Genomic DNA, 25,787 nt, shown 5'->3' with positions numbered 1-25,787 from the left:
GCCGGAGTGACCGGAGCGGCGTCGTGGCAGGCGAAGCCGAGCCGGGTCAGTGCCCGGCGCATCTCACCGGTGGTGAAGTCGCGGCGGTTCTGCCGGGTGATCACTTCCCCGACCTGCATCACGGGGTAGACGCGGCCGTTGATGGTCGCGGCCAGGCCGGCCACCGGCTCGGGAGCGATGCCGGTCATCGACTGCTCGACCTCGTTCTTGGTCAGGTCGAAGGGGAATCGGGCGATCACACAGCGCATGGATGCCTCCACAGGGGTAGGGGGTGCAACACGGAGGGGCCGCTACGAGTTGTTCCCGGGAGCGGAGCGCCGGGTGCGAACCGCCGCCCGCCCGCCTCCGCTGCGACCGCTTCCTTCACGGCCGCTCCCGCTCCGGCCGCTTCCCTCACGACCGCTCCCGCTCCGGCCGCTTCCTTCACGACCGCTGCCCCCGCGGCCGGTTCCCTTGCCCCCGCTGCCGCCGGGGCTGGTTCCCTTGCCTGCGCTCCTGCCGCGTCCACCGGCCCGCCGGGTCCCGGCGCGGCCGGACTTGCCCGCCCGCCCACTCGGCTCGGCGGCGGGCGCCGCCACGGGGATGGTGACGGGCACACCGGACGGGGTGCGCGCGCCGGTGATGCGGTGCAGTTCGGGCTCGCCGGGGCCGACCCGTGCGGAGCTCGGGGTGATGCCGGCGTCGGCCATGAGCCGGTCCATGTCGCGCCGCTGGTGCGGCAGGACGAGCGTGACGACGGTGCCCGACTCGCCGGCGCGCGCGGTGCGGCCGCCGCGGTGCAGATAGTCCTTGTGGTCGCCGGGTGGGTCGACGTTCACGACGAGGTCGAGGTCGTCGACGTGGATCCCGCGGGCGGCGACGTTGGTGGCCACCAGCACAGTGACCTGCCCGTCCTTGAACCCCGCGAGCGTCCGGTTGCGCTGCGGCTGGGACTTGCCGCCGTGCAGCGCCGAGGCGCGCACCCCGACGGACAGCAGATGCGCGGCCAGCCGGTCGGCGGCGCGCTTGGTGTCCAGGAACATGATCACCCGCCCCTCGCGGGCGGCGATCTCGGTGGCGGTGGCGTGCTTGTCGGCGTCCTGCACGTGCAGCAGATGGTGCTCCATGGTGCTGACGGCGCCCGCGGACGGGTCGACCGAGTGGACCACGGGGTCGTGCAGGTAGCGGCGCACCAGGAGGTCGATGTTCCGGTCCAGGGTGGCCGAGAACAGCAGCCGCTGCCCGCCGGGGCCGACCTGGTCGAGCAGTGCGGTCACCTGCGGCATGAAGCCCATGTCGGCCATCTGGTCGGCCTCGTCCAGGACGGTGACCGTGACCTCGTCCAGCCGGCAGTCGCCGCGTTCTATCAGGTCCTTGAGGCGGCCGGGCGTGGCGATGACGACTTCGGCCCCGGCACGCAGCGCGTTCGCCTGGCGGCCGATGGACATGCCGCCCACCACGGTGGCGAGCCGCAACCGCAGCGCGCGGGCGTACGGGGTGAGCGCGTCGGTGACCTGCTGGGCCAGTTCCCGGGTGGGGACGAGGACCAGGGCGAGCGGCTGCCGCGGCTGGGCCCGCCGGCCGTCCAGCCGGGCCAGGACGGCCAGACCGAAGGCGAGCGTCTTGCCCGAGCCCGTGCGGCCCCGGCCGAGCACGTCCCGGCCGGCCAGCGCGTTGGGCAGGGTGGCCGCCTGGATCGGGAAGGGCACGGTGACGCCTTCGGCGTCGAGTGCGGCGAGCAGACGTGAGGGCAGGTCGAGTTCGGCGAAGGCGGCGACCGCCGGCAGTGGCTCGGTGAGGGTGACCGGCAGGGCGAACTCCTGCGGGCGGGCCGCGGAGTGCGCTCCCTTGCCGCTCCTGCGGGCGCCTGAGGGGCGGGACTGCCGCCGGCCGGTCTCCTGCGCGCGAAAGCGGCCGGAGCCGCCGCGACCACGACGGGTGTGGTTCATGAAGGAACCTTCCTCGATGCGGCGTATCGAGGAATTCCGGTCGGCGGCAGGGGCCGCGCGAGGATTCGCAAGAATGAGCCGAAGAAAATACGAAAAGGCCCGCACCCCAAGAGTGCGGGCCTCAGTCGATCAGTTCGCGTCAGCGTCAGGCGGGAACGATGTTCTCGGCCTGGGGGCCCTTCTGGCCCTGCGTGACGTCGAAGGTAACCTTCTGGCCTTCCTGAAGCTCGCGGAAGCCGCTGGTGGCGATGTTCGAGTAGTGGGCGAACACGTCAGCGCCGCCGCCGTCCTGCTCGATGAAGCCGAAGCCCTTTTCCGCGTTGAACCACTTCACGGTGCCAGATGCCATATTGAATCTCCCTTGGGGGGCAGTGCCGAATCCGCACTTTACGGATCCGAGTCGCCGCGATGATCACCCCTCCGGAAAGATCCGGAAAGCTCTGCAAAGAAACAAATCTCTGGCAACCAAAACTGCAACTGCCTATCACGCTAACACAGGCCGGGCGGACGCCCCCGTGTGATTTTGGATGCGTCCGGTAATTCTCGACCCGCCGCGACCCGTAATTCTGCAACGGCGGGACTAGGTATCCGCGCCGCGCTCGCCCAGTTCCCGGCGCATGTCCCGGTTGATCCGGAGGGCGGCGTCGAGCTGGTCCTCCAGGGAGATGATGCGGCAGGCGGCCTCGATGGGAGTGCCCTGGTCGACGAGCTCGCGGGCGCGGGCGGCGACACGCAACTGGCGGCGGGAGTACCGGCGATGGCCGCCCTCCGAACGCAGCGGAGTGATCAGCTCGGCCTCGCCGAGGGCACGCAGGAAGGCGGGGGTGGTGCCGAGAACGTCGGCGGCCCGCCCCATGGTGTAGGCGGGGTAGTCGTCGTCGTCGAGATTCCCGGTGGCGCGGGCGTTCTCAGCGGGCATGGCACCTTCGTTTCGGGGACGCGGCGAGGGGTCCGGGCGGGCGCGGCACCCGTGCTCCGCGCGCGTCCGGCACCGGGATCCAGCACCGGCTGCCTCGTGCGACAACCCTAGCTTCGGTGGTCGCGCAGATGTGTCCTCGCCGTGACAGACTTTCACCGCGGTTCGCTTCGGCGTCTGCCGATGACACCCGAGACGAACGACACCCCCGGACGTACCAGTACCCGCCGGGTCGGCCCCGATCGCCGGTGCCCTGCGCCCGGCACGACGCGAGCGGCCACCTCACCCGCGGACCCCGGGCGCCGTACGTCAGCAGGGCTCGTCGGTGTGGGTGCGTTCGCCCTGGGAGCGGCTGCTGTACAGCCAGGGTGGGGCTTCGTACGGGGCGCCGGTGGTGAGGCGGGTGTCGACCGTCAGATGGAGCAGCGTGCCGCGTCCGTCGGGCCCGGCGGGGTAGCTGCGGGGTTCGTCGCAGGGGAACACCTGGCGCAGGACATGTGCGACCCGCTGGGCCGTGGCGGGGTCCGCCGCGATGACCCGCACCTCGGCGAGTCCGGCGCCCACGGGCGGGGACCACCGGACCTCGGGGGTGCTGTCGATCTCGTCGGTGCGGCCGGGCCTGGTTCGCATGGACGCCACCGCCCTCCGCTGCCGCAGGCCTCTGGTAGGTCCACGGTACTCCCGGGCTCACCGGCGAAGCCGACGGCCGCGGGCGGGGGCGGTGTGCGCGGCGGACCCGGTCGCAGCACGGAAAGGGCTGTCCCGTATCCCCCCGGCGCCGTGGGCCCGCCTCGGATGACGGGACAGCCCTTGGAGACGCGCGGCGTACCGCCCCGGGACAGCGGTGACAGGTCCTTCCCGGGCGCGTGCCGGTTCCCGCCGGCTCCGTCAGTAGGTGAGCGCGTCCTCGGCCGTGCCGAAGAAGCTGGTGACCTGGCCGTCGTTGACCGTGACGGGGCCGTCGTTGATCGGCACGGTGGCCGGGCTCTCGGATGCGGTGAGCGCGACCTCCACCTTGTCGGCGCTCTTGCCGCCCGAGGTGTCGGCGCGCGAGAACAGGATCCCCGCGTAGGCCTTCTCACCGGCGTTCAGGATCCAGTCCTCGCCGACGGGGCCCATGTGCTCGGCGGCGCCGTCGAGCCCCGGGATCGTGATGACCAGTTCGTCGGCCGGCAGCAGACAGGGGTCGCCGCTGTTGTTGGTGGCGGTCAGCAGCGCGTGGTTGACGGGCTTGGAGGCGACGGTGACGTTGTAGCTCAGGTCGGTCGTCTCGCACATGCCCACACCGCCGTCCTGGTCGTCGTCCGCGGCGGGCTCCGACGCCGCCGGGGTGCCGCCGCTCCCGGAGGAGGACCCCCCGCCGCCGGTGCCGCCGCCCCCGGGGGCGTCCGTGGCGGGCGTGTCCTTGCCCTTGTCCTTGCCTGCGTCCTTGCCCTTGTCCTTGGCCGGGGTGGACGCGCCGGCCGTCGCGCTCGGGGCGGCCGCGTCCTGTTCGGCGTCCCCCTTGCACGCGGTCAGGGCCAGGACGCCGAGCGACAGAGCGGCGAGTACGGCGGTGGTGCGGCGTGCGCGAACTGCGTGAACCATCGGAAGCCCCCCGAGAGTCGGAACGTTCCGGTGATGGTGACCCATGGGGGACATGTTTCCGCCCCCGCGTACCGAGAGAGAGCCGTCCTCGGACAGGTTTGTGACAGTGTGACAGCGCCGATGGCCGGAAACAGCGCCCCCTTTGGCCCGGCGCACGCCACATTCAGCCGAAATCGCACACGCGTGCATCCGAGCCCCTCCCGGGCTGGTCCTACAGGGCAACCCACTGCCCTTGGAGGACCCGATGCACCGACGTCTCGTCACCTCGGCCGTCACCGCCGCCCTGTGCGGCACCGCACTGGCCGGCACCGCCACGACCGCCTCCGCCGCACCCCAGGAGGTCGACTGCCGCAAGGTGAAGTGCGTCGCGCTCACCTTCGACGACGGCCCTGTGGCCGACACCAAGCGCCTGCTGAACATCCTGGGGGAACGGGACGTCAGAGCCACCTTCTACGTCGTCGGCAAGAACGCCGAGAAGTACCCGTCGACGGTGCGGGCCGCGTCGCTCGCCGGCCACCAGATAGGCAACCACAGCTGGGACCACGCCAATCTGACCAAACTGAGCGCCGCGAAGGTGAGGTCGCAGTTCGCCCGCACCGACGCGGCGATCAAACTGGCCACCGGCAAGAAGCCCACCACCGTCCGCGCGCCCTACGGCGCCCACAACGCGACCGTCCGCAGCGCCGCGGGCCGGCCGCTGGTGCACTGGAGCGTCGACACCCTCGACTGGAAGTACCGGGACAGCGCCCGTCTGATCAGGACCGTCAACGCCGAGACCAGGCCCGGCGACATCGTCCTCATGCACGACATCCACAGGACGACGGTCGACGCCGTCCCGGGCATCATCAAGGCCCTCAAGGCACGCGGCTTCCACTTCGTCACCGTCGACCAGCTCTTCGCCCCGGCCAAGCTGCCCGTCGGCAAGGTCACGTACCACAACCGCGCCGCCTACCGGCCTTGACCACGGCCGGGGCCGGGGCCCGGACCGGGCGGGAGCGGTCGTACGTCTGAAGTACGGCCTGTTCAGCTTCTCCTCCCGCGGCCCCGCGAGGACGGCGGCTTCCCCCGATCCCCCGACCGTCGTCGCGCCCGGCTCGGCGGTCTGCGTCATCCCGTTCTGGATGCCCGGCGGCCAGTTCCACAAGGAGTACACCGGCTGGGACCTGCCGCCGGGGTGGGCCAGGACAACGGCACGTCGCGGATCTCGACCGCCCGCCACATCAAGCGAGTTGAGGCGCAGGAGGGGGCGCGGGCCGGTATCGGCATCCGGGCCGCGTGGCAGCGCATCCGGCGGGGTGCGAGCACCCACGCGTTCACGGTGAAGGCCACGGGCAGCCTCCTACCCTCACCGCCCCGCTGCCCGGGAGGGCTTCGTCCGCCCCGGGCAGCGGGCGTTCCACCCGTGTGTGATGCTGCGTCGCGCGGCGTCGAGAACGACTGGACGCCCGAGTGTGACTCAGGTCACGGGAAGTCGGTGCGGGGTGCCGGACAGCTCATCGAGGTGAGCACACATATGCGTACCCGGGTACGGGCCGGGGATTCGAGCGCGTTCGCCGAGCTCTTCGACGCCTACGCCCGCGCGGTCTACAACCACGCCTTCCGGCTGACCGCCGACTGGTCCACGGCCGAGGACGTGATGGCCGCCACGTTCATGGAGGCGTGGCGGCTGCGCGACAAGGTCGACCCGGAGGGCGGCTCCCTGCGGCCCTGGCTGCTGGGCATCGCCACCAACACGGCGCGCAACCAGTACCGGAGCAACCGGCGCTACCGGGCGGCGGCGGAGGCCGCCGCGGCGGCCGAGCTCTCGGTTCCCGACCACGCCGAGGAGGTCGCGGACCGGCTCGACGGGCGGCAGCGCCTCGCGACGGCGCTCACCGCCCTCGCGTCGCTGCGCCGTCCGGAGCGCGAGGTCATCGCGCTCTGCCTGGGTGAGGGCCTGGACTACGAGGCGGCGGCGGAGGCCCTCGGCATCCCCGTCGGCACGGTCGCCTCCCGTCTCTCCCGAGCCCGCAGGAAACTGCGCAAGCTCGCCGAGGCCACCGGGAAGGAGCAGCAACGGAGAGGGAGCGCAGGCAGGTTGGGTGAGGCCCGCGGACCGTCGGCGCTCGCGGGGAGTCTTCGGGAAAGTCTCGTGAAACGGGAAGTCGGCCGGCCGGGCCGACAGACAAGAGGCGATCACGCATCCGCGATCCGGCCCGCACAGGAAGGAAACCGATGAACGCGAACACGTCCCGGCAGAACTCTGCCGCGTGGGAAGAGGGCGCCCAGCTCTTCGACCGGACGACGCGCGACCTGCCGCCGGGCCGTCACCAGTTGCACAAGGAGCGCATGATGGCCCGGATTCACGAGACGCAGCAGGCCGAGCACACGGGTACGGACACGGGGGCGAGGGGGACGGGCCCGGCGAAGGCCCGGCGGTTCCGGCTGCCGCGTCCGGCGATCGCCCTGCCCGCGCTGGCCGCCACGGTGGCCGCGGCGATCGGCGTCGTCATGGTGACGTCCGGCGGTGAGGCCCGTCAGGGCGGCGTCGCCTCCGGACCGGTCCTCACCACGACCGTCGGCGTGGCGAGTTCCGAGGGCGTGCCGCAGCTGCTCGACGAAATCGCGCTGGCGGCGGCGGACGGCAAGCACCCGGTGGCCGGGCCCGGCCAATACATCTACATCGAGTCCAAGGTCGCCGACACCTACGTGAAAACCGTCAACGGCAGGAGCAGCCTGGCCAGTCACGCGCTGCACACCCGTCAGGTGTGGGAGTCCCCGGACGGCACCAAGGGCTGGCTGATCGACCCGGCCGTGAACGACGGCCCCGAGGGCGAGACCCTGAGCCTCCCCGACGAGCAGGGCGACACCCCGACGGCGACCCTGAACGCGCCGTCGTACGACTACCTGGCGAAACTGACCACGGACCCCGACGAACTGCTCGCCAAGATCTACGACGAGACCGAGGGGCAGGGCAACACCCCCGACCAGCAGGCGTTCACCACCATCGGTGACCTGCTCGGCGAGAGCTACCCCCCGCGGGAGCTGTACCCGGCCCTGTTCAAGGCCGCCGCCAAGATCCCCGGGGTCGTCGTGGTGGACGACGCGGTGGACGCGGCGGGACGGCACGGTGTGGCGGTGGCCCGCCTCGACGAGACCAGCGGTCAGCGCGAGGAGTGGATCTTCGACAAGAAGACCCATGTCTTCCTCGGCGATCGCACGATCCAGGTGAACGGGACCAGCGGTGACGACGGTCTGATCAAGCCCGGCACGGTCGTCTTCACCAGCGCCGTCATGAAGCGCGCCATCGTCGACGGCATCAGGCGGATGCCGCCGCAGGCCGGCTGACGCGGCGGCGGGGCGCGCCCGGTGCCTCCGGTGGGTCGACCGGAGGCACCGGGCGCCGTCGCGGGACGCCGACCGGTCGCCCGCGCTCTGCCGGCGCAGCGATCGCGCCACCCGCGCGAGAAGTGGCGCGATCCACGGGTTGTCGCGCAGGAGCCGGAGGCGCAGCCTGTGCACTGGGAGCGCTCCCACACCGTCTTCGGGAGTCCCCGTCCCCACAGCACCACCTGAAGGCAACCCCCACACCCGGAAGAGGAACTCATGACTTGTCATGATCATGCTAAGAAGGCGCGCTTGCGTCCGGCTCTCCTCCTGAGCGTGCTCGCCGCCCTGCTGCTCTGCCTGGTCCCCGGGAGCGGCACCGCCGCCGCCCACGGCTCAGTCGTCGACCCGGCGTCCCGCAACTACGGCTGCTGGCAGCGCTGGGGCAACGACCATCTGAACCCGGCCATGGCCCAGCAGGACCCCATGTGCTGGCAGGCATGGCGGGACAACGCCAACGCCATGTGGAACTGGAACGGCCTCTACCGCAACGGATCCGCCGGCAACTTCCCGGCCGCCGTCCCCGACGGGCAGCTGTGCAGCGGCGGTCGCACCGAGGGCGGCCGGTACAACTCCCTGGACACGGTGGGCGCGTGGAAGACGACGGACATCTCCGGCAACTTCACCGTGAAGCTGTACGACCAGGCCAGCCATGGCGCGGACTACTTCCTGGTCTACGTCACGCGGCAGGGCTACGACCCCACCACCCGGCCCCTGAAGTGGAGCGACCTCCAGCTGGTCGCCCGCACCGGCCGGTACGCGCCCAGCCAGAACTACTCGATCCCGGTCAGCACGTCGGGGTACACCGGCCGCCACATCGTCTACACGATCTGGCAGGCCTCGCACTTGGACCAGACGTACTTCCTGTGCAGTGACGTGAACTTCCGCTGACCTGCGCGACCCACCGCCCGGCCCGCCCGGCCCGCATGGCCCGCTCGGCCCGCCCGACCCGCCGGACCCACCGGGACCGCCGGGTCCGGCGGGCCTTCGGCGGGAGTCCTCGTGACATCGTCCGGACCGGACTGTGACGGGGCGCGCGCCCGGATGTGTGAGGCTGGCTCGGCCGGGCCGAACGAGTCAGTACGGGGGATGCGTGAACGAGGTTCTGTACAGCGAGCGGTCGTGGAATCCACTGGCGCGGACCGTGGAGTTGACCGAGGACCTGCTGCGGAGGGGAGGCAGGACCACACCGCTGACCGAGCTGCACCTCGGTGCCATGGCGGAGGCGTACCACCGCGGGTACTGGCTGGGGGGCGGCGGTACCGAGCGCCCGCTGGCGACGCTCGCGGAGGGGCCAGGCGTCGTGCCGGTGACCCGCGTCACCGGCACCACCGCGCCGGTACGCGTGCGGCAGGCCGCCGAGTTCGCCCGATCGCTGGGTGAGTTGGCGCTGCGTCAGTGCGGTGGGCCCGGCCAGGTGGCCGCCCTGGCGGAGCAGGCGCGGGCCGAGGGGGTGCCGCTGTGGATCGCGCGGCGGGTCGCACCGGGACCCGCAGGACCCGTCGTCGTCGCCGTGGACCGGCGTCTGGTGCGCGTGGACGTCTGGGGGCCCCAGGCTCCCGTCGTACGGATCCGCGCCCCGTACGGTTACCGGCCCGATGCGTCGGACTCGTCCAAGGGCCTGCGTCTGACGCTCGGCGAGGACACGGCGGCGCCCGCGTTGGACAAGAAGCTGCGCAGGTCGAGGAGTTCCGTGGCGGTGCGGCTGGCCGGTCGGCGGTGGGTGTTGCGGCGCGAGAACGCGATGAGCTCGTGGCTGCTGTGCGACGAACGGCGCGTCGCCCTGCTGTCGCGTCCCCCGCGCCGACCGGTGCCGGCCCCCGACACGGTCCTGCTGCCGCTGTCCCCGGTGCACTACGAGAGCCGGGACCCGCTGGACGCCGTGATGGCGCAGGCGTTCGCCGTCGCCTTCGGCCTCGGGGACACGACGGGCCTCGCGCGGTTCCGTCCGACCCGGCGCCCGGTGAACGACCGTGAGCCCCTCGCCCTCGATGAGGACTGGGACCGCCCCTGGTTCAGCAACCTCGGCACGGGCGGCGACGACAACGAGTCCGGCGGCGGCGACGGCTGGGGATCGGACGGCGGCGACGGCGGTGGGGGCGGCGACGGCGGCGGCGATGGGGGTGGGGGCGGCGGGGACTGAGGCGGCGCCGCGGAGGCCGGGCAGGACAAGTCGGCCTCCAGTGCCGGGCTGCCGGGCCGGTGCGGCCCTCCTGCGGGACCCGGCTGCCCGCCGAGCCGGCTCGGGTCCGCTGTGCTTGCCGGGCGCCGGTTCGGGTACCGCGTCACCATGAGGGTGATATCCGTACGGTCAGGCGATTGCTGAAAGCGATGGGTTCGTGACTCGTCTCAGCGGCTTCGGGGACGACGGGGTGAGTGGAGCGGGCGATGCTCTGCCCCTCGCGCTGCAGATCGCCGATGCCGTGGACAGCCTCGCGCAATTGTGGGCGACGGCCGGTCAGTCGGCGAGTCTGCGTCTGTCGCCGCATCAGCTGCGGGCGCTGCGCATCGTGCAGACCGGACCGGGGCTCAATCTCACCGCACTCGCGGAGGGGATGGAGATGGGGCTGCCGACCGCCAGCCGGCTCTGCGACCGGCTGGAGGCGGCGGGGCTGCTGGAGCGTGTGCTGCACCCGCACAAGCGGCGTGAGGTGCAGCTGAACCTCACGGGGCACGGGCGGCAGGTCCTGGAGGAGGTGGCCGCGAACCGGTCCCACGCGCTCGCCGCGGTCCTCGCGGCGATGCGGCCCGCCGAACGGGACGCGCTGGGCCGGGGGATGCGTGCGTTCCTCTCCGCTCAGGACGGCCCTCCCGGCGGTGTCGGCCCGGACGCCGACGGTTCCCGGAGCTGACTGCCCCGCGCCGGCCGCGCCGGCCGGGACCCGGGTGCCCCGGGGACCTCGCTCACGGCGGGCCCGCACGCGGTGAGGGCAGGTCGGGAAGCCACTCGGTCACGGTGACGGTGGTGCCCAGGCCGGGGCGGCTGTCCAGCGCGAAGTCCTGGACCAGGCGTCTGGCGCCGCCCAGCCCCATGCCCAGCCCGCCGCCGGTGGTGTACCCGTCGGCCATGGCCAGTTCGATGTCGCGGATGCCCTGGCCGCGGTCGACGAAGGACAGCCGCAGTCCGCGGCGGCCACCGTCGTCCAGTGTGGTGATCTCCGCATGCCCGCCGCCTCCGTGGACGAGTGTGTTGCGGGCGAGTTCGCTGGCCGCCGTCACCACCTTCGTCTGCTGGACCAGTCCGAACCCGAGGTCGGCGGCGGAGCGGCGCACCTGCCGGCGCACCCAGGCCAGGTCGGCGTCCGAGGTGATGGGAAGACGCGTGGTCGAGGGCGGCGGGGCATGCATCACGCACCCCCTTCCGGGTGAGCGGGCGGGGTCGGCCGCGGGTTCGGCCCGTCGGCGGTCCCGGCGAGGACTCGGGGAGCCGGACGCCGCGCGGTGGAACCGGCGGGGGAGCCGGTCACCGCGGGCTCGCTCCGGCGGCGGCACGAGGGGGGACGACGATGCCCTGTCGGGTGTGCGCGCCGGCCAGGGCATCGCGGAGACCGGTCCGCGTGAGGATCGCTCCGGGGCCGGTGCGGAGGTCGGTGCGGAGGTCGGTGCCGGGGTGGACGAGGGTCCGTGCGGTGAACAGGGCGGCGTCCGCCCGGCGCCGGGAGGCCCGCTCGCGGCGCCGTTCCGGGAACCCGCTCTGCTGCCGGGCCGCAGTGGGGGTCGTCCCGCTCTGAGTCACGTGCGTCTTCTCCCTGCTGCGAGCCCCCGCGGCCGACCGAAAGACAAGCCATCAGGGCAAATATTGCCGCATGACAACAGTAGCGCGGGGGTCCGGGACGGACAACGAGCGTTCGCCACAAGGAGTTTGCTCCGCCGGTCAGTGATCCGCCGGTCTCCCGCGCCAGTCCAGGCAGACGACGAGGGCGTCGTCGTCCGGCAGGGCCTCGCCGCGGTGGCCGGTCAGCTCCCGCAGGATGGCGCGCGGCACCTCGGCCGCCGGCAGCAGCCGGGTGGAGTGGATGGCCCGAGCCAGGGCCGCTTCCCCGTACGCCTCCCCCTTGGGCGAGGCCACCTCGTGGACACCGTCGCTGACGAAGACCAGCCGGTCGCCGGGCTCGACGTGGAAGTCCTGGGCCACGTAGTCCGTCTCCTCGAACATGCCGAGGGGGAGCTGGGCGTCGAACGTGACGCGCTCCACGGTGCCCGACCGCAGCCGCAGCAGCTGGGGGGAGCCCGCGTCCACGACGCTCGCGTGTCCCGTGGCCAGGTCGAAGTCGAACATCAGGACGGACAGATAGCAGCGTCCCCGGTAGTGCGCGTAGACGGCCTGGTCGGCCAGGGCGGCCTGGTCGGCGATGGAGATGCCGGCCCGCCTGGCGTTGCGCAGGGCGTTGATGGCCAGGTTCGTCAGCAGCGACGCCTCTATGCCCTCCCCCATGCCGTTGGTGACGTACAGCATCAGACTGTCGGCGGTGGCGGACCAGTCGAAGTTGTCGCCGAAGATGGCGTAGGCGGGCTCCAGCTGGGCCCCCAGGTCGTACTCGGGGCGGGAACAGGAGCGGCCCGGCAGCAGCTGCCACTGCATCTCGGCGGCCAGGGTGAGCCGGTCCTTGCGGCGTGTCTGCAGATACAGGTCGGTGTCCCGCTCGGCGACGAGCACCTCGTGTCCGAGGACGTCGGCGATCTCGGCGAGTTCGGATTCCCATTCCCGCGCGGCCTCGCTGCCGGGCAGGGTCACGGACAGCACGCCGAGCCGGTCGCCGCGCACGCTGACCGGCAGGTGCAGGCGCGTCCGCCCGTCGGGCCGCTCCTCCCGGTACGGCTTCTGCGAACCGAAGGCCCGGCCGACCGTGGTGTTGTGCAACGACACGGGCTCCAGGGTGTGCGGCTGGACCGACACGGGCTGGAGCACGGTCAGGCTGTAGTCGGCCAGGAACAGCTCGGTCTCCTCCGCCCCGTACTGCTCGCCCAGTACGGAACGGGTGGCGTCGAGCAACTCATGGGGAGCCGCGGTGCGCAGAGCGCGCTCGGCGGCCAGGAATCTCTTCATGACGGGCTATACACCAATCTTTCTCCGCGAGGTGCGTGCCTCCGCTACGAGGCCGGGATTCCGGTCGGTTCGGGCCGGATGTTCGGGGCATCCATGGCCGGCGTGCGCGCCCTGGGCGCCTCAGGTGGAGTTCCGCGGCGGTGCGACGTACGGCACGTTCTGCCGGCGTGCCGGACGCCGTTGCTTCTCCCGCGAAGATCCACCAGAAGGGTCCTAGTACGCTGACAGTCAGCCCAGCGCCTGCGAGAGTGTGACCGTGACTGCCTTCCGCCGCCGCCCAGAGCCTGACGAGGTCGCGCGTGTGACCACGACGGCCGTCGAGCTGCTGGAAGTCGTGTGGGGCCGCGCCTCCACCACGCCCACCTCAGCGTCCCAGCTGCGCGTCCTCCACATACTCGAGCACCAGGACGGCATCAACCTGCGCACCCTGGCCGAGACGCTGGCGTCGACGCCGCCGTCCACGAGCCGGCTGTGCGACCGGCTGCACGCCGCGGGATTCGTCGAGCGGGTGGTGAGCCCCGAGGACAGGCGTGAGGTGCGGCTGCACCTCAGCGGCCGGGGCCGCGCCTTCCTCGCCGACCTGCGGGCTCGCCGGGAGAGGGAGCTGCGGAAGGTGCTGGCGGACATGCCCGCCGTGAAGCGGACCGCCCTGCTGGAGGGGCTGGAGTCCTTCTGTGCCATCGCTGCCGTGCAGATCCACGACGACGCCCCGGACTCCAGCAGCCGGACCGCCTGAGCGGTCCCGCGCGGCGTCGGCGGCACCGTCGCCTCTCTGCGACGGCGACCCGCGCACGGAGCGGTCTCCGTCCACCGGAGCATCCCATGTCCTTCCCCGCGCACGTCCGACACGTGACACGGTTACTTTGTTGTCTCCCAGCCATTATTGTCAAACGACAACAGTTTGGTTCCGTCATCGCCTGCAGGCGTACGGGTACCCCGTGGAGGACGTGTTCCTCGGTGCCTGTGGTCCTTGTCTCCCCAACGGGGGGCGAACGGCCGGGGCCGGCGGATGACGGAGCGTCCCCCGTCCATCCGCCGGCCCCGGCCGTCGTCCGCCCGCACCGCCTAGGAGAGGGACCTGTAGCCGCTCCAGCCGGTCGCGATCCGGGTCCGGGGCCCGAACGAACCCTTGCCGTCACCGCTGTTGCGCCACAGGTTGCCGCTGGTGTCGCGGGCGACCAGGTCCGGGTGGCCGTCGTCCGTCAGGTCGCCGACGCCGACGATCGCGTTGTACGAGCCGCCCCAGTTCGACAGCACCTTGACGCGGGCCGCGAACGTGCCGTCGCCCTTGCCGTCGTAGCGGTAGAGGTTGTCGGACGCGTCCTGGGCCAGGAGGTCCGCCTTGCCGTCGCCGGTGATGTCGCCGGTGCCGACGATCTTCTTGTAGCCCTTCCAGTTGTCGTAGAGCTTGACGCGGGAGGCGAGCTTGCCGTCGCCCGTGCCCTTGATGAGGTAGACCGCTCCGGTGGAGGAGTTCCTCGCGACCAGGTCCGGGCGGCCGTCACCGCTCACGTCGCCGGGCGACGTCAGGACGTCGTACTGCGTCCAGCCGCTGGTCGCGAGGGTCGTGTACGACGTCGAGGGCTTGACGGCCGCCCCGCAGCCCGGCTTGTACAGCCGCAGCGCGCCGCTGCTGTAGCGCACGAGGAGGTCGTTGCAGCGGTCACCGCTCAGGTCGCCGAAGGGGACGGCCTTGATGGTCGTCGGCCAGCCGGTGCCCGTGTACTTGTCGCCGAGGCCGCCCGTCCCGGTGCCGCTGTGGAAGGTCAGCCCGCCCGAGGAGTTGAGGGTGAGCAGGTCGCCGCGGCCGTCGGGGCCCTCGGGGCTGACGAAGTCGCGGCGTACGGCGGCGCCGCGTTGCAGGTAGCCCTCACCGCTGGTCACCGTGTCCGCCGCGGAGGTTCCGAGGCCGGTCGCCCTCAGGGTCCAGGTGAAGTGGCCGTTGGGGAAGTGGCTCCCGCTCGCCGTCCGACCGTCCCAGGTGGCCGTCACCCGGCCCGGGGTGGCGCCGCCGGTGAGCGTACGGGTGGCCTTGCCGTTGGCGCCGCTCTGCACCGAGGTGAAGGTGAGCGACCAGGAGGTGACCGGGCGCGACAGCACCCACTGGCCCTCGAAGGGCATGCCCGTGGACACGTAGCTGCCGGCCGACGTCTCGAAGGCGGTCACCGCGGACGGGGCGATGCCCGTGGTGGTGGCGTGCGTGCGCTCGTAGTCGTCGAACCAGGCGACCAGCCCGGTGTACTCGTCGACCGTCCACCGGTAGCGGCGGTCCGCGCTCAGGCCCTGGTCGGCCAGGTCCGAGGCGATGGTGCGCGTGGTGCCGGTGGCGGCCTCGGTGAGGACCAGCGTTCCCGTGCCGTGGTCGTGGCGGACGGTGAAGCCGTCACCGAGGAGCACGTCTCCGGGCGTGACCGCCGTCGACGTACCGGCCCTCGTGTCGTACACGCCCGCCGAGTCCGTGCCGCACGCCCAGTACACCCAGCGTCCCGCCGCCTGGAGTTCGCTCGGCACGCAGGCCAGGCCCGGCACGCTCACCGTGGTGAGCGTCTTCTCCAGCGGGATGCTGTACGAGGTGAGCCGGCCGGCGGTGCTGGTGGCGCTCCACAGGGTGGAGCCGTTCAGGGCCGCGGCGCGCACGGACCGCTTCAGCTTCTGGCCCTGGCCGAACTCACCGACGTACTGCTGCGGGGTGGCACCGCCGGAGTCGAACACGGCGTAGTCGTCGGAGACGTCGACGATGCGTCCGCCCTGGCCGCCGAAGTCCAGGTAGTGGCCGCCGATCTCCACCAGCCGGTCCTCGCCGCCGCCCTCGCCCTCGTCGGTGCCGCCGTTCGCGTCGAGGTAGACGTCCCGGCCGTCGAGGTTCCCCCACAGCGCCGAGCACATGACGCCCTCGTACGGGCAGAGGGCGGAGTGGATCGGGCCGCCCGCCGTGGCCTCGGACGCCGTCAGGGTGGCGGAGCCGTCGGTCGTGAGGGTGCGCACGGACGTGGTGTCCGCGGTGGCGGCCGGGTCGTCCTCGGCGACGCGCAGGCTGCCGCGGCTGAGCGCGATGCCCGTCTTGGGGTTCTCCAGAGCCGGGGCCTGCCGGACCTTCGTCAGCGTCAGCGTGCCGTCCTCGGTCTGGCTCACCCGCTGCACCCACCAGTCGTCGGCGCCGGTGCCGCCGCTGACCAGTGCGCTCCTGTCATCGGCCGCCAGCGTGTACGCACCGGCGCTCGCCAGCAGGGTCTGCCGCACCGACGGGTCGTCCACATTGACCGCGACCAGCTGGGAGCCGAGCGAACCGGAGGACAGCGAAAGCAGCAGCCAGTCGCCGACCAGGACCGGGTCGCCGTCGAGCGCGCCCGGGTGGGCGGGCAGCGTGACGACCCGCTCGGCGGCGGTCAGGTCCGTGCGGGACTTCAGGTGCAGTACGGCGGTGTCCGCGTCGTACCAGCCGATGCGGTCCTCGCTCATCAGGTGGTGATCGGCGGCGGTCGTGTCGGTGAACGCGTGGGCGTTCACGGCCGACTCGACGTCGATGTAGTCGACGGCGCCGCCGCGCGCCCAGAGCACACCCTCGGAGTCCGCGGCGACGACCTCCTTGTCCTGGAGGTTCGTCGGCTCGCCGGTCACCTTGCGGACGCGCTTGGCACCGTCGACGACGTCGATCAGGGCGCGGCCGGTGACGACCGTGTCACCGGCCATGCCCCGGTAGTAGCCGTCGGTGGTGGAGCCGTTCCAGCTCAGGCTGCGCGTGGTGGCCGTGGCCGGATCCCAGAGCGTGACGGACGACGCGTAGGTCAGCGAGGCCGGCCCCAGTGCGACCACGTCGCTGTCCGACCCGAACCACGCCGTACGGCAGTCGGCGGTGAGGGAGCAGGTCGAGACCGGGACGTAGACGCTGCCGTCGGCCCTCTTGACGGTGACGGTCCTGCCCGTCGTGTAGTCGGTCCACAGCATCCCCGCCCGGCCGGCCTGCCGGTGCAGGAAGCCGCTGTCACCGGCCACGTAGGGGCGGTCGGTGCGCGGTGTGGTGCTGATCGGGTCGACCAGGGTGATCGCGGTGGTGTCGCCGTCGGTCGCTTCCGCGGAGCCGCCGCCGGTCGACAGGACGACGGCGGACGCGGCCACGAGGACCGCCAACGAGGAGACGGCGGCGGCGGGCCCGCCCCGTCCCGGGGCGTGTCTGCCCACGTAGGTTCCCTCCCCGGCGAGGACCTCATGCCCTCGCACAAATGGCCGGATCGTATCAGGGGGCGGTGGCGCCGAGGAGGGCGCCCACCGGCGGAAACGGCGAGCTCACACGGGTGAACGGGGGGGAGGGGCGGGCAGCGCGGCGCGAGGCCGTGACCGGACTCCCGTCCCGGTCACGGCCCCGCGGGAGCGCAGGTCGGTCGTCGGCGGGTCAGCAGCAGCCGCCCGCGGCGACCGGCTCCTTCGCGCCGGTGTCGGAGCCGGTGTCGGTCGTGCCGGTGCAGCAGGTGCTGCCCGGCTGCTTGGTGAGGGAGCCGGCGTCGGCCTTGACGACGTACACCTCCCAGGGCTCGTGGCCGGGACCGTGGACCCAGACCTTGTCCTGGAGGGCGTAGCAGCAGGTGGTGTCGGTCTCCACGTCGGTGGCCAGGCCCGCCTCGCCCAGGCGGGCGGTGGCGGCGTGGACCTCCTCGCTCGTCTCGACCTCGACACCGAGGTGGTCCATACGGGTCGCCTCGTCCGGGGCGCCCTCGATGAGGACGAGCTTGAGCGGGGGCTCGGCGAGGGCGAAGTTGGCGTAGCCGTCGCGGAGTTTGGCGGGCTCGGCGCCGAACAGCTTGGTGTAGAAGGCGACGGACGCGCCGAGGTCGGGCACGCGCAGGGCGAGTTGTACGCGGGATGTCATGGCGGGCCTCCTGGGGTGGGTGGGGTGGTCAGCAACCGCCGCCGGCGGCGGCCGGGGCGGAGTCGGTGCGGGGCGCGGCAGGGGCCGCGCAGCAGCCGCCGCTCTCGCCGCCCTGCGCCGCGTCGGGCTCGTCGAACAGGCCCGCGCCGCCGCAGACCCCGGTCTCGGGAAGCGTGAGCTCCACGCGTTCGGCGGCTTCGCGGTCGCCGGCGATGGCGGCGGTGACGGAGCGGACCTGCTCGTAGCCGGTCATGGCGAGGAAGGTGGGGGCGCGGCCGTAGGACTTCATGCCGACCAGGTAGACGCCCTGCTCGGGATGGGAGAGCTCGCCCGCGCCGTGCGGGTGGACGGTGCCGCAGGAGTGGACGTTGGGGTCGATCAGCGGGGCGAGCGCGGTGGGGGCCTGGAGGCGTTCGTCGAGGCCGAGGCGGAGTTCGGAGAGGAAGGACAGGTCGGGGCGGAAGCCGGTCAGGACGATGACCTCGTCGACCGGGTCGAGGCGGCGGCCGTCCTCCGCGACCAGGCTGAGCCGGCCGTCGCCCGCGCGGTCCACAGCCTGTGTACGGAAGCCGGTGACGGCGCTCGCGTGCCCGGCGTCGACGGCGGCCTTGGCCCGCAGCCCCAGCGCGCCCCGGGCGGAGAGCTGGTCGGCCTCGCCGCCGCCGTAGGTGTTCGCCCCGATGTCCCGCCGCAGGATCCACACCGCGTGCGTGCCCTCGTCCTCCCTCGCCAGGTCGGCGAGGAGCGCGAGCGCGGTGAAGGCGGAGGCGCCCGAGCCGACGACGGCGGTGCGCCTGCCCGCGTAGCGGGCGCGTACGGCGGGATCGCCCAGGTCGGGGACGCGGTAGGCGATGCGGTCGGCGGCCGCCCGTTCGCCGAGCGCGGGGAGACCGTCGGCGCCCATGGGGCTGGGGACGGACCAGGTGCCCGAGGCGTCGACGACGGCGCGTGCGGTGATCCGCTCCTCATGGCCGTCGGCGGACCGGATGTGCACGGTGAACGGCTGCTCGTCGCGGCCGGAGTCCACGACGCGGTCGCGGCCGGCCCGGGCGACGCCGGTCACCGTGGTGCCGTAGCGGACCCTGTCTCCGAGCAGAGCGGCGAGGGGCTTCAGGTAGCGCTCGGCCCAGTCGCCACCGGTCGGGTATGCGGCGGTGTCGGGGCGGACCCAGCCGGTCGGGGAGAGCAGCTTCTCGGCGGCCGGGTCGACGAGCTCGCCCCAGGGGGAGAACAGCCGGACGTGCGCCCACTCCCGTACGGCGCTGCCCGCGGCCGGGCCGGCCTCCAGGACCAGCGGTTCCAGGCCGTGCTCGACGAGGCGGGCGGCGGCGGCCAGGCCGATGGGTCCGGCGCCGACGACCACGACGGGCAGCCGGTCGTCGGTGAGCACGCTGTTGCTGGACGCGGCCACGGAGTTCCCCTTTGTTTCGATGTTCGTCGATCTCCTGTGCCGCCCAGCATGGCACCTGTATCGACAGGCGTCAACATAGACATTCATCGAAGTAGGGCCCAAGGATCAAGATCGATCAGTCCTCGCTCACTGGTTCGACATGTGTCAACATAGATGCATGTCGAACACGAAGGCGCTGCCGTTGCTGGAACCCGCCTCCGGTGAGGCCGTGGTGCCGTGCTGCCCGCCGCTCACCGAGCGCCCGTTCACCGCGGACGAGGCCGAGACGGCCGCGCGCATGTTCAAGGCCCTCGGCGATCCCGTGCGCCTGCGGCTGTTCTCCGCAGTGGCCTCCCACGAGGGCGGCGAGGCGTGCGTGTGCGACATCTCCGACGTGGGCGTCTCGCAGCCGACCGTCTCCCACCACCTGAAGAAGCTCAAGGAGGCCGGCCTGCTCACCTCCGAACGGCGTGGCACCTGGGTGTACTACCGGGTCGAGCCGTCGGTGCTCGCCGCGATGGGCCGCCTCCTGACCAGGGCCGCGCCGACGGCCTGAGGCCGCTTGCCCCCACGGCGGCCCGAACCCCGCCGACCGGCGGGGTGGCGCGGGCCGGTCGGCGGGGCAACTCCCGTGACTCATCGGATAGTTGGCCGATCTCGCGCCTCGGCAACGTTGCCCCGGTGACCGAGATCGACAGCGCCGAGAAGGCGCCCCTACGACACTCACCCACACCCGGCGCCGCGCCGGCGCCGGACGACGACGCGGCAAGGGCAGCCGCCGCGCCGCCGGCACGGCTGGTCGGGGTGGACCTCGCCCGCGCACTGGCCGTCTTCGGGATGTTCGCCGTGCACGTCGGCCCCTTCCCCACGCCCGGCGGCGGAGTCGGCGACTGGTTCCTGGGCCTGGCGAGCGGCCGGGCATCGGCCCTCTTCGCCACCCTCGCGGGGTTCTCGCTGATGCTGATCGCCGGCCGCCTGGAGCCCAAGACCGGCCTGGCCGGCCGTCAGGCCAGGGCCCGGATCGTGATCCGCGCCGTGATCCTTCTGGCGGTGGGCACCGCGCTGGCGATGACCAACTTCGGCGGCGCCGGCATCCTCAACTTCTACGCGATGTACTTCCTGCTGTCGCTGCCCCTGCTGCGGCTGCGGGCCAGGACCCTCGCGATCATCGCGGTCACGCTCGCGGTCGTCACGCCGCAGCTGGCGTACGCCCTCCGGGCGCTGCTCACCGAGTCGATGGTGAACACCATCGACGGTTACGACCCGATCGCGCAGCTCTCCGGGGTGGGCGTGCTCGACTTCCTCCTCACCGGCCTCTACCCGGCGATCACCTGGATGACGTTCGTGGTCACCGGCATGGCGCTGGGCCGGCTGGACCTGTCCTCGGGCGCGGTGCGGCGGAGGCTGGCCGTGGTCGGTCCCGCGCTGATCGCGTTCGGCTACGGCGTCTCGTGGCTGGTGCTCCGGCTGACCGGAGGTGACAAGGAGATCGCGGCCGGCATGCCCGACATGAAGGACTTCGACGCACTGAAGGACGCCGGAGCGGCGTCGTCAGCCTTCGACATGCCGGTCGGCAGCGGGCTGTGGGGCCCCGACGCCTGGGGGCTGCTGGCGGCCGAGCCGCACAGCGGCTCCACGTTCGACCTCATCGGCAGCCTGGGGATCGCGATCACCGTGCTGCTGTGCCTGACGGTGGCGTTGGAGCGGCTGCCGGTACTGCGCCGGCTGGCGGCGCCGGTCATCGCCGTCGGCACCATGTCCCTGACCCTCTACGTGGGCCACATCCTGGTGATCCTCGCCCTGCCCGGCGAGTCGGCCACCCCGCCGCAGTCCGCCTCGGCCGGACTGCTGCTCGCGTTCGTCCTCGGCGCCACCCTGTTCGCGGCGACCTGGTCCCGCTTCTTCCGCCGCGGACCGCTGGAGTACCTGCTCAACAACGCCACCCGACTGGCGAACCGGGTCCGTTGACCCGCGGGGGTCCCCCGGGCCCGGGCGGGGCTGCGGACCGTGGTGGCCGCGGCCCCGCCCGGGCGTCGGGGACGGGGTGGGATCAGGACGGGTCGCCGTACAGCAGACCGCGTCCGTTGGTGCCGATGTAGACACGGCCGAAGGTGTCGGGGTCGCCGGTGATGACGCCTAGGCTGCCGATGGCGCCCCACTGGTGGGCGTCGTCGTTGACGCGGAGCCAGGTGGCGCCCTTGTCGGTGGAGCGGAAGACTCCGGTGACGCCGTCGACGGTGCCGAGCAGGTAGAGGGCCTGGTAGCCGGCGCCGGGTGCGGCCTTGCCGAAGCCGAGGGCGGAGGCGGACTTCACCGTGGTGAGTGTGGTGAAGGTGCGGCCGCCGTCGGTGGAGTGCAGCAGCCCCCTGTCGCCGCCGGAGATCCACAGGTCGCCGCTGATGCCGGGGACGGCGGTGAGCTTGCCGGAGGGCAGGTCCGTGGCGCGGGGGGTGAAGGTCGCGCCGCCGTCGGTGCTGGCGAAGAGCTTGCCGCCGGACAGGGAGTAGAAGGTGCCTGCCGAGGAACGGTCGGCGACGACCACGGCGTCGGTGCCCAGCCCGCTGACCTTCGACCAGCTCGCTCCCATGTCGGTCGAGCGGTAGGGGGCCTGGCCGGCCTCGGTCCACACGATGGTGGAGCCGTCCGCGGCGAGCGCGATGCGGCCGCTGCTCGCGCCGGCGACCGGTTCTGCCTTGAAGCCGTTCCAGGTGCTGCCGCCGTCGGTGGAGTAGGCACCGTCGCCCGTGTCGCCCGTTCCGACGCGGACCATCATCGAGGGCTTGGACTGGGCGAAGTCGATGTCGGTGCTGTTGTTCATCAGCGGGCTCTTCAGCCGCCCGGAGGGCACCTCGGTCAGGGAGTCGTGGCGGAAGCCGCCCTGGTCGCCCATGGAGGTGATGACGGTGGCGCCGCCGGGCGGGGCGATCGCGTCCAGCAGCGAGGTCTCCTCCAGCCCGCGGGCCCCGGAGACCCAGTGGCTGGTGCCTCCGCTGTCGGAGGCGTTCGCGTCCTTGCTGCGCCAGATGCCGTTGCCGGTGCCGTACAGCGCGTGCCCGGAGTCGAAGGGATCGATGGCCAGCGCGGTCATCCAGTGCCCGGTGTGGGTGCCGACGTACGGAGCGCCGGAGGCGTCCCGCTGCGACTTCTCGGCCAGGGCCTTCCAGGTCGTGCCGCCGTCGGTGGTGCGGTAGACCTCGTCCTCGGGCCACCAGCGGTCCAGGGTGGTGACCATCACCGTGGAGGGCTTCTGCGGGTCGACGGCCAGACCGGAGAACCCGTAACCGCCCTGGGAGGGGGAGATGTTCTTCCACGTGCCGCCGGACGGCGTGTACTTCCACACCGAGCCCGCCGTCGCGTCCATGGGGCCGATGCTGTTGCTGTAGGACAGGTACAGCGACCCGTCACCGGAGACCACACCGTGCTGCGGCATCTGGCCGGTGGGCTGCCCGGAAACGGCCTGCCAGCTGCTGCCGCCGTCGGTGGAGCGGTACAAGGACGTGGACTTGTCGTTGACGCCGACATAGACCGTGTTGCTGCCGGCCTTGCCGTACGTCACGAAGGAGATGCCCGCGCCGCTGCCCGCCCCGTCCTTGACCGGGAACGAGGAGACCTGGTTCCAGGTCGCGCCGTGGTCGGTGCTGCGCCACAGGCCGTTCTTGCGGGTGCCCAGCAGCAGGGTGCTGTTGTCCGAGGGGTTGATCACGAGCCGTTCGCCCGCGCCGCGGCCGGGCTCGTTGGCGCCCAGCTTGAAGGGCAGGGCGGTGCGCTTGAAGGTCCGGCCCCGGTCGGTGGAGCGCAGCATCTCGCCGTTGCCGGCCCAGTCGTTGGTGTAGGTGCCCGCCGCGAGGTAGAGCCGCTCGGGGTCGACAGGGTCGGTGGCCACCGAGTCGATGCCCAGCAGGTTCCAGTCCTTCTCACCGAGCCAGTCGGTCAGCGGGATCCACTGCTCGGCCCCGGTGTCCCAGCGGTAGGCGCCACCCATGTCGGTGCGCGCGTACAGCAGGCCCTTCTCCTTCTGGTTGAACACCAGCCCGGTGACATAACCGCCGCCGACCACCTGGGCGTTCTTCCACACGTACGGTCCGGTCTTGGCCGTGACCTGTGTGTCGCCGGTCGCGGACGCCTCGGTCCCGCCCACCTTCACCAGCTTCCACTGCTGGTTGGTGCTGCCCCGGCTCGGATACTGGATGACGGCCGCGCCCTGGGCCGTGGAACCCCCGGAGACATCCAGGACCTGGCCACTCCTGCGGGAGGTGAGGGTGACGGCGTCGGACGACCCGCTCACGTCGTCGATCCGCCACTCCTGGGACGTCGCGGAGCTGTCGGTCTGCTGCTCGGTGGCGGCGGCCTGGGCGGTCGAGTTGCCGGCGACACCCAGCACCTTGCCGCTGTTGCGGTTCACCAGTTCGTAGTAGCCGCCCTCGGCGGGCTTCAGCCGCCACTGCTGGTTGGCGGTGTTCTGGTCGGTCCACTGCTGGATACGGGTGCCGTCGGCGGTGGAGAAGCCGTTGACGTCGAGCACCTTGCCGCTGCGCACGGACACGAGCTTGTAGAAGGCGTCGTTGTCGATCGTCGCGGCCTGCGAGTCCTCCTGCGTCAGCAGAACGTACGGCACGACGGCGAGGGGCACACCGAGCAGCAGGGCGGTGGCGGTCCAGCGACGGCGGTGACGCCCGCGGCGCCCGCCGTTCGTGGGGTTGTTCATGGGGAGGAGTTCTCCTTGGAAGCCGTTCACGGGGAAAGGCGGATCCGGCCACCGGAACTGACCGGATCCGCCTTCCTGTGGTCACAGGCCCCGCAAAGGGTTGCCTTGATCCAAAACTTTTTTCGGGTCATCCCGTGGGTGGTTGGGGCGGGATCAGGGCGTCCAGGGCGTGGTCCAGGACGGTGAGCAGCCGCTCCTGCTGCTGCGGGGTGTAGAGCATGCGCAGGGCGAGACCGTCGGACAGCGCGATCACCGCGTCGGCGACGGCGGCCGCGTGGGCTCCGTGCCCCGCCGATTCCAGCCAGTCGGCCAGCGCCTGCCGGATGTCCTCGTCGACCTGTCGCCGGATCGCGGCCAGGCGGGGGTGATGGGCCGCGTGGACGGCGAAGGCGAGTTGCGCGGTGGCCTCGGCGCGCCGCTCGGCGTCCAGGGGCAGCGCCGTCAGGATCAGTTCGCGCAGCGCCTGGCGCAGCGGCAGCGTGGGGTCCACGTCGGCCATCCGGCGCTCGACGCGCTCACCTGCCAGGTCGGCGGCGAAGGCGAGCATCTCCTCCTTGGTGCGGAAGTACTTCTGCACGGCGCCTGGGGAACGGCCGGCGGCGGCGGCCACGGTGCGCACACTGACCTCGTCGAGACCGCGCTCGGAGACCAACTGCAGCAGGGCCGCACCGATGTGCCGGCGCTGTTCGTCCCTGTCGACCGTCTTGGGCATCGGCCGGACTCCCCTCTTTAAGATACAGTCGTATTCTAAAGCGTCATCCGGTCGGATGCGGAGCGGTGTCGAAAGGGGACAGTGGTGGACGACCGACGTGAGCATGCTGGGCCGGCCGTACGGCTCTCGGATCGGGACCGTGACGAAGCGCTCGCCGTGCTGGCGGCGGCGTTGGCCGAGGGGCGGCTCGATCCGGCCGAGCACGAGTCCCGCGCGAACGACGCCCTGCGGGCGCGCACCGCCGATGAACTCGCCCCGTTGCTGGCCGACCTGCCCGAACCGGCACCCACCCGCGCGGAGCGGGACCGCAAGGATCTCAGCGACTGGCTGGCCGAATGGCGCTACTGGCTGGGCGGCGCAGTGATCATGTCCGCGATCTGGGGCGCGCGTTGTGCGCGGGAAGGGGAGCTGACGTACTACTGGCCGGCCGCGCCGCTGGGGGTGTGGGCGGCCGTGCTGGTCGCCGTCGCCGTCTGGCCGCGCGAACCGGGGGACGCGGACGAATGAGACGGTGACGGTGCCGCCCCGGACCCGTGGGTCGACGGGACGGCGACCCGGCAGGGGCGCCACGGCGCGCCGCGGACCCGGGCGGAGCAACGCCGGCGGGCCCGCGGCGGCGGCCGGGGCGAGCACCCTCCCGGCCCCGACGAGACGTGCACCGAGCAACGCGGCCGGAGCAGGCCCGCTGGGCATGGGGTGCGCCACCGGGCCAACCTCGCCGGGTGAAGGGCGGGACGGCCGAAGGCGCGGGACGGTGTCAGCCCGGGGCCGGGCCGGTCGGGGGCAGCGGGGACCGGTCCACCAGTGCGAGACCGGCCTCGGTGAACTGTCTGCCGTGGCCCCGGCGTGCCGTTCGCGTCCGCCGGCGTCGTTCACGGCATGTGGAGATCACCCCGGCATCGAGGCCGGCATGGCACGGGGTGCTGCCGCTCCCGCTCGTCCGCGGCGACCGTGGCCAGGACCGGACCCCCGGCGGCGCGGTCGGCGCGAACACCTCGATCATGCGGCGCGCCCCGTCCGTACCGGCCACGGCGGCGGCGCACGATGCCGACGTCCGACTCGGCCGCCCCCGGCCGCCGCCTCATGGCCAGTCGCTCGCGGACGACCGCAGGCGGCTGCCGCGGCGCGACCCCGAGGGGCAGGTCGCCCGACAACGCCGTGACCCCGGGCGGCCGGACCCCGGCGGCGCGGTCGGCGCGAACACCTCGATCATGCGGCGCGCCCCGTCCGTACCGGCCACGGCGGCGGCGCACGATGCCGACGTCCGACTCG

Annotated in this window: 25 protein-coding genes; 11 read left to right on the top strand and 14 right to left on the bottom strand. The window is 72.5% G+C overall.

Going from position 1 to position 25,787, the window contains the following annotated elements; genetic code table 11:
• From ACZ43N_RS10705 to ACZ43N_RS10680, 6 genes are all read right to left on the bottom strand, one after another.
• Nucleotides 1-248: SCO5918 family protein (locus ACZ43N_RS10705; protein WP_468096603.1), on the bottom strand; the 248-nt coding region annotated here is incomplete at its 3' end.
• A 42-nt stretch (nt 249-290) separates the two neighbouring features.
• Nucleotides 291-1,928 (bottom strand): DEAD/DEAH box helicase, encoded by a 1,638-nt coding sequence (locus tag ACZ43N_RS10700; protein WP_468096602.1) that lies wholly within the window; start codon nt 1,926-1,928, stop codon nt 291-293.
• A 145-nt stretch (nt 1,929-2,073) separates the two neighbouring features.
• A complete protein-coding gene (locus ACZ43N_RS10695) occupies nt 2,074-2,277 on the bottom strand; it encodes a cold-shock protein (RefSeq protein WP_007383480.1) in 204 nt (67 codons plus the stop codon).
• A 231-nt stretch (nt 2,278-2,508) separates the two neighbouring features.
• The gene (locus ACZ43N_RS10690) at nt 2,509-2,847 is read right to left on the bottom strand and encodes a helix-turn-helix domain-containing protein (RefSeq protein WP_468096600.1); all 339 of its coding nucleotides are present in this window, start codon (nt 2,845-2,847) and stop codon (nt 2,509-2,511) included.
• Between the two features lie 306 nt (nt 2,848-3,153).
• The gene (locus ACZ43N_RS10685) at nt 3,154-3,474 is read right to left on the bottom strand and encodes a hypothetical protein (RefSeq protein ID WP_468096598.1); all 321 of its coding nucleotides are present in this window, start codon (nt 3,472-3,474) and stop codon (nt 3,154-3,156) included.
• A gap of 258 nt (nt 3,475-3,732) precedes the next feature.
• Complete coding sequence (locus ACZ43N_RS10680; protein WP_468096596.1) at nt 3,733-4,431, bottom strand: DUF4232 domain-containing protein; 699 nt, start codon at nt 4,429-4,431, stop codon at nt 3,733-3,735.
• A gap of 244 nt (nt 4,432-4,675) precedes the next feature.
• Between ACZ43N_RS10680 and ACZ43N_RS10675 the strand changes: the two genes are divergently transcribed.
• From ACZ43N_RS10675 to ACZ43N_RS10650, 6 genes are all read left to right on the top strand, one after another.
• Entirely contained in the window at nt 4,676-5,392 is a 717-nt protein-coding gene (locus ACZ43N_RS10675) for a polysaccharide deacetylase family protein (RefSeq protein WP_468096594.1), read from the top strand.
• A 552-nt stretch (nt 5,393-5,944) separates the two neighbouring features.
• Complete coding sequence (locus ACZ43N_RS10670) at nt 5,945-6,649, top strand: RNA polymerase sigma factor (protein ID WP_468096593.1); 705 nt, start codon at nt 5,945-5,947, stop codon at nt 6,647-6,649.
• Nucleotides 6,646-7,758, top strand: coding sequence for a CU044_5270 family protein (locus ACZ43N_RS10665; RefSeq protein ID WP_468096592.1), 1,113 nt, complete (start codon nt 6,646-6,648; stop codon nt 7,756-7,758). The genes ACZ43N_RS10670 and ACZ43N_RS10665 overlap by 4 nt, the downstream gene beginning before the upstream one ends.
• A gap of 258 nt (nt 7,759-8,016) precedes the next feature.
• Entirely contained in the window at nt 8,017-8,688 is a 672-nt protein-coding gene (locus tag ACZ43N_RS10660; RefSeq protein ID WP_468096591.1) for a lytic polysaccharide monooxygenase auxiliary activity family 9 protein, read from the top strand.
• 202 nt (nt 8,689-8,890) lie between these two features.
• Nucleotides 8,891-9,940, top strand: coding sequence for a hypothetical protein (locus ACZ43N_RS10655; RefSeq protein ID WP_468096589.1), 1,050 nt, complete (start codon nt 8,891-8,893; stop codon nt 9,938-9,940).
• A 196-nt stretch (nt 9,941-10,136) separates the two neighbouring features.
• Nucleotides 10,137-10,649 carry a MarR family winged helix-turn-helix transcriptional regulator gene (locus ACZ43N_RS10650; RefSeq protein ID WP_468096588.1) on the top strand — a complete coding sequence of 171 codons (513 nt, stop codon included), beginning with the start codon at nt 10,137-10,139 and terminating at the stop codon, nt 10,647-10,649.
• 52 nt (nt 10,650-10,701) lie between these two features.
• Here ACZ43N_RS10650 and ACZ43N_RS10645 read toward each other — a convergent pair whose 3' ends face one another.
• The 3 genes from ACZ43N_RS10645 to ACZ43N_RS10635 all read right to left on the bottom strand — a co-directional run bounded on the left by ACZ43N_RS10645 (nt 10,702) and on the right by ACZ43N_RS10635 (nt 12,844).
• The gene (locus ACZ43N_RS10645; protein WP_468096586.1) at nt 10,702-11,145 is read right to left on the bottom strand and encodes an ATP-binding protein; all 444 of its coding nucleotides are present in this window, start codon (nt 11,143-11,145) and stop codon (nt 10,702-10,704) included.
• A gap of 115 nt (nt 11,146-11,260) precedes the next feature.
• Complete coding sequence (locus ACZ43N_RS10640; protein ID WP_468096585.1) at nt 11,261-11,533, bottom strand: hypothetical protein; 273 nt, start codon at nt 11,531-11,533, stop codon at nt 11,261-11,263.
• A gap of 138 nt (nt 11,534-11,671) precedes the next feature.
• Nucleotides 11,672-12,844, bottom strand: coding sequence for a PP2C family protein-serine/threonine phosphatase (locus ACZ43N_RS10635; RefSeq protein ID WP_468096583.1), 1,173 nt, complete (start codon nt 12,842-12,844; stop codon nt 11,672-11,674).
• A gap of 301 nt (nt 12,845-13,145) precedes the next feature.
• Between ACZ43N_RS10635 and ACZ43N_RS10630 the strand changes: the two genes are divergently transcribed.
• Nucleotides 13,146-13,580 carry a MarR family winged helix-turn-helix transcriptional regulator gene (locus ACZ43N_RS10630; protein WP_468096581.1) on the top strand — a complete coding sequence of 145 codons (435 nt, stop codon included), beginning with the start codon at nt 13,146-13,148 and terminating at the stop codon, nt 13,578-13,580.
• A gap of 329 nt (nt 13,581-13,909) precedes the next feature.
• Here the strand turns inward: ACZ43N_RS10630 and ACZ43N_RS10625 are convergent, their stop codons facing one another.
• The 3 genes from ACZ43N_RS10625 to ACZ43N_RS10615 form a co-directional block, all read right to left on the bottom strand.
• Entirely contained in the window at nt 13,910-17,023 is a 3,114-nt protein-coding gene (locus ACZ43N_RS10625) for an FG-GAP-like repeat-containing protein (protein ID WP_468096579.1), read from the bottom strand.
• 211 nt (nt 17,024-17,234) lie between these two features.
• The gene (locus ACZ43N_RS10620) at nt 17,235-17,708 is read right to left on the bottom strand and encodes an ArsI/CadI family heavy metal resistance metalloenzyme (protein ID WP_468096577.1); all 474 of its coding nucleotides are present in this window, start codon (nt 17,706-17,708) and stop codon (nt 17,235-17,237) included.
• Nucleotides 17,709-17,736: 28 nt separating this feature from the next.
• A complete protein-coding gene (locus ACZ43N_RS10615; RefSeq protein WP_468096576.1) occupies nt 17,737-19,119 on the bottom strand; it encodes an NAD(P)-binding domain-containing protein in 1,383 nt (460 codons plus the stop codon).
• 157 nt (nt 19,120-19,276) lie between these two features.
• On the opposite strand from ACZ43N_RS10615, the gene ACZ43N_RS10610 reads away from it, so the two are divergent.
• Both ACZ43N_RS10610 and ACZ43N_RS10605 read left to right on the top strand, forming a co-directional pair.
• A complete protein-coding gene (locus ACZ43N_RS10610; RefSeq protein ID WP_468096575.1) occupies nt 19,277-19,654 on the top strand; it encodes an ArsR/SmtB family transcription factor in 378 nt (125 codons plus the stop codon).
• Between the two features lie 125 nt (nt 19,655-19,779).
• Nucleotides 19,780-21,066: a DUF418 domain-containing protein gene (locus tag ACZ43N_RS10605; protein ID WP_468096573.1), complete on the top strand. Its 1,287-nt coding sequence runs from the start codon at nt 19,780-19,782 to the stop codon at nt 21,064-21,066.
• Between the two features lie 82 nt (nt 21,067-21,148).
• Here the strand turns inward: ACZ43N_RS10605 and ACZ43N_RS10600 are convergent, their stop codons facing one another.
• Nucleotides 21,149-23,803: an RICIN domain-containing protein gene (locus ACZ43N_RS10600; protein ID WP_468096571.1), complete on the bottom strand. Its 2,655-nt coding sequence runs from the start codon at nt 23,801-23,803 to the stop codon at nt 21,149-21,151.
• A gap of 127 nt (nt 23,804-23,930) precedes the next feature.
• Nucleotides 23,931-24,515, bottom strand: a complete 585-nt coding sequence (locus ACZ43N_RS10595) for a TetR/AcrR family transcriptional regulator (RefSeq protein WP_468096569.1) — start codon at nt 24,513-24,515, stop codon at nt 23,931-23,933.
• An 84-nt stretch (nt 24,516-24,599) separates the two neighbouring features.
• On the opposite strand from ACZ43N_RS10595, the gene ACZ43N_RS10590 reads away from it, so the two are divergent.
• Nucleotides 24,600-25,022, top strand: coding sequence for a DUF1707 SHOCT-like domain-containing protein (locus tag ACZ43N_RS10590; protein ID WP_468096567.1), 423 nt, complete (start codon nt 24,600-24,602; stop codon nt 25,020-25,022).
• A 413-nt stretch (nt 25,023-25,435) separates the two neighbouring features.
• Nucleotides 25,436-25,787 (top strand): hypothetical protein (locus tag ACZ43N_RS10585; RefSeq protein WP_468096565.1); only part of this gene is annotated, 352 nt, incomplete at its 3' end.

Source organism: Streptomyces sp. NPDC030814 (assembly GCF_055572155.1).
Note: the sequence above shows the minus strand (reverse complement) of the source record. Positions and strands in the feature narration are given on the sequence as shown.

Excerpts from the sequence above, each read along its gene's own strand:
- ACZ43N_RS10700 (WP_468096602.1), bottom strand. The coding sequence starts at position 1,928 with ATGAACCACACCCGTCGTGGTCGCGGCGGCTCCGGCCGCTTTCGCGCG.
- ACZ43N_RS10695 (WP_007383480.1), bottom strand. The coding sequence starts at position 2,277 with ATGGCATCTGGCACCGTGAAGTGGTTCAACGCGGAAAAGGGCTTCGGC.
- ACZ43N_RS10690 (WP_468096600.1), bottom strand. The coding sequence starts at position 2,847 with ATGCCCGCTGAGAACGCCCGCGCCACCGGGAATCTCGACGACGACGAC.
- ACZ43N_RS10685 (WP_468096598.1), bottom strand. The coding sequence starts at position 3,474 with ATGCGAACCAGGCCCGGCCGCACCGACGAGATCGACAGCACCCCCGAG.
- ACZ43N_RS10680 (WP_468096596.1), bottom strand. The coding sequence starts at position 4,431 with ATGGTTCACGCAGTTCGCGCACGCCGCACCACCGCCGTACTCGCCGCT.
- ACZ43N_RS10675 (WP_468096594.1), top strand. The coding sequence starts at position 4,676 with ATGCACCGACGTCTCGTCACCTCGGCCGTCACCGCCGCCCTGTGCGGC.
- ACZ43N_RS10670 (WP_468096593.1), top strand. The coding sequence starts at position 5,945 with ATGCGTACCCGGGTACGGGCCGGGGATTCGAGCGCGTTCGCCGAGCTC.
- ACZ43N_RS10665 (WP_468096592.1), top strand. The coding sequence starts at position 6,646 with ATGAACGCGAACACGTCCCGGCAGAACTCTGCCGCGTGGGAAGAGGGC.
- ACZ43N_RS10660 (WP_468096591.1), top strand. The coding sequence starts at position 8,017 with ATGACTTGTCATGATCATGCTAAGAAGGCGCGCTTGCGTCCGGCTCTC.
- ACZ43N_RS10645 (WP_468096586.1), bottom strand. The coding sequence starts at position 11,145 with ATGCATGCCCCGCCGCCCTCGACCACGCGTCTTCCCATCACCTCGGAC.
- ACZ43N_RS10635 (WP_468096583.1), bottom strand. The coding sequence starts at position 12,844 with ATGAAGAGATTCCTGGCCGCCGAGCGCGCTCTGCGCACCGCGGCTCCC.
- ACZ43N_RS10620 (WP_468096577.1), bottom strand. The coding sequence starts at position 17,708 with ATGACATCCCGCGTACAACTCGCCCTGCGCGTGCCCGACCTCGGCGCG.
- ACZ43N_RS10610 (WP_468096575.1), top strand. The coding sequence starts at position 19,277 with ATGTCGAACACGAAGGCGCTGCCGTTGCTGGAACCCGCCTCCGGTGAG.
- ACZ43N_RS10600 (WP_468096571.1), bottom strand. The coding sequence starts at position 23,803 with ATGAACAACCCCACGAACGGCGGGCGCCGCGGGCGTCACCGCCGTCGC.
- ACZ43N_RS10595 (WP_468096569.1), bottom strand. The coding sequence starts at position 24,515 with ATGCCCAAGACGGTCGACAGGGACGAACAGCGCCGGCACATCGGTGCG.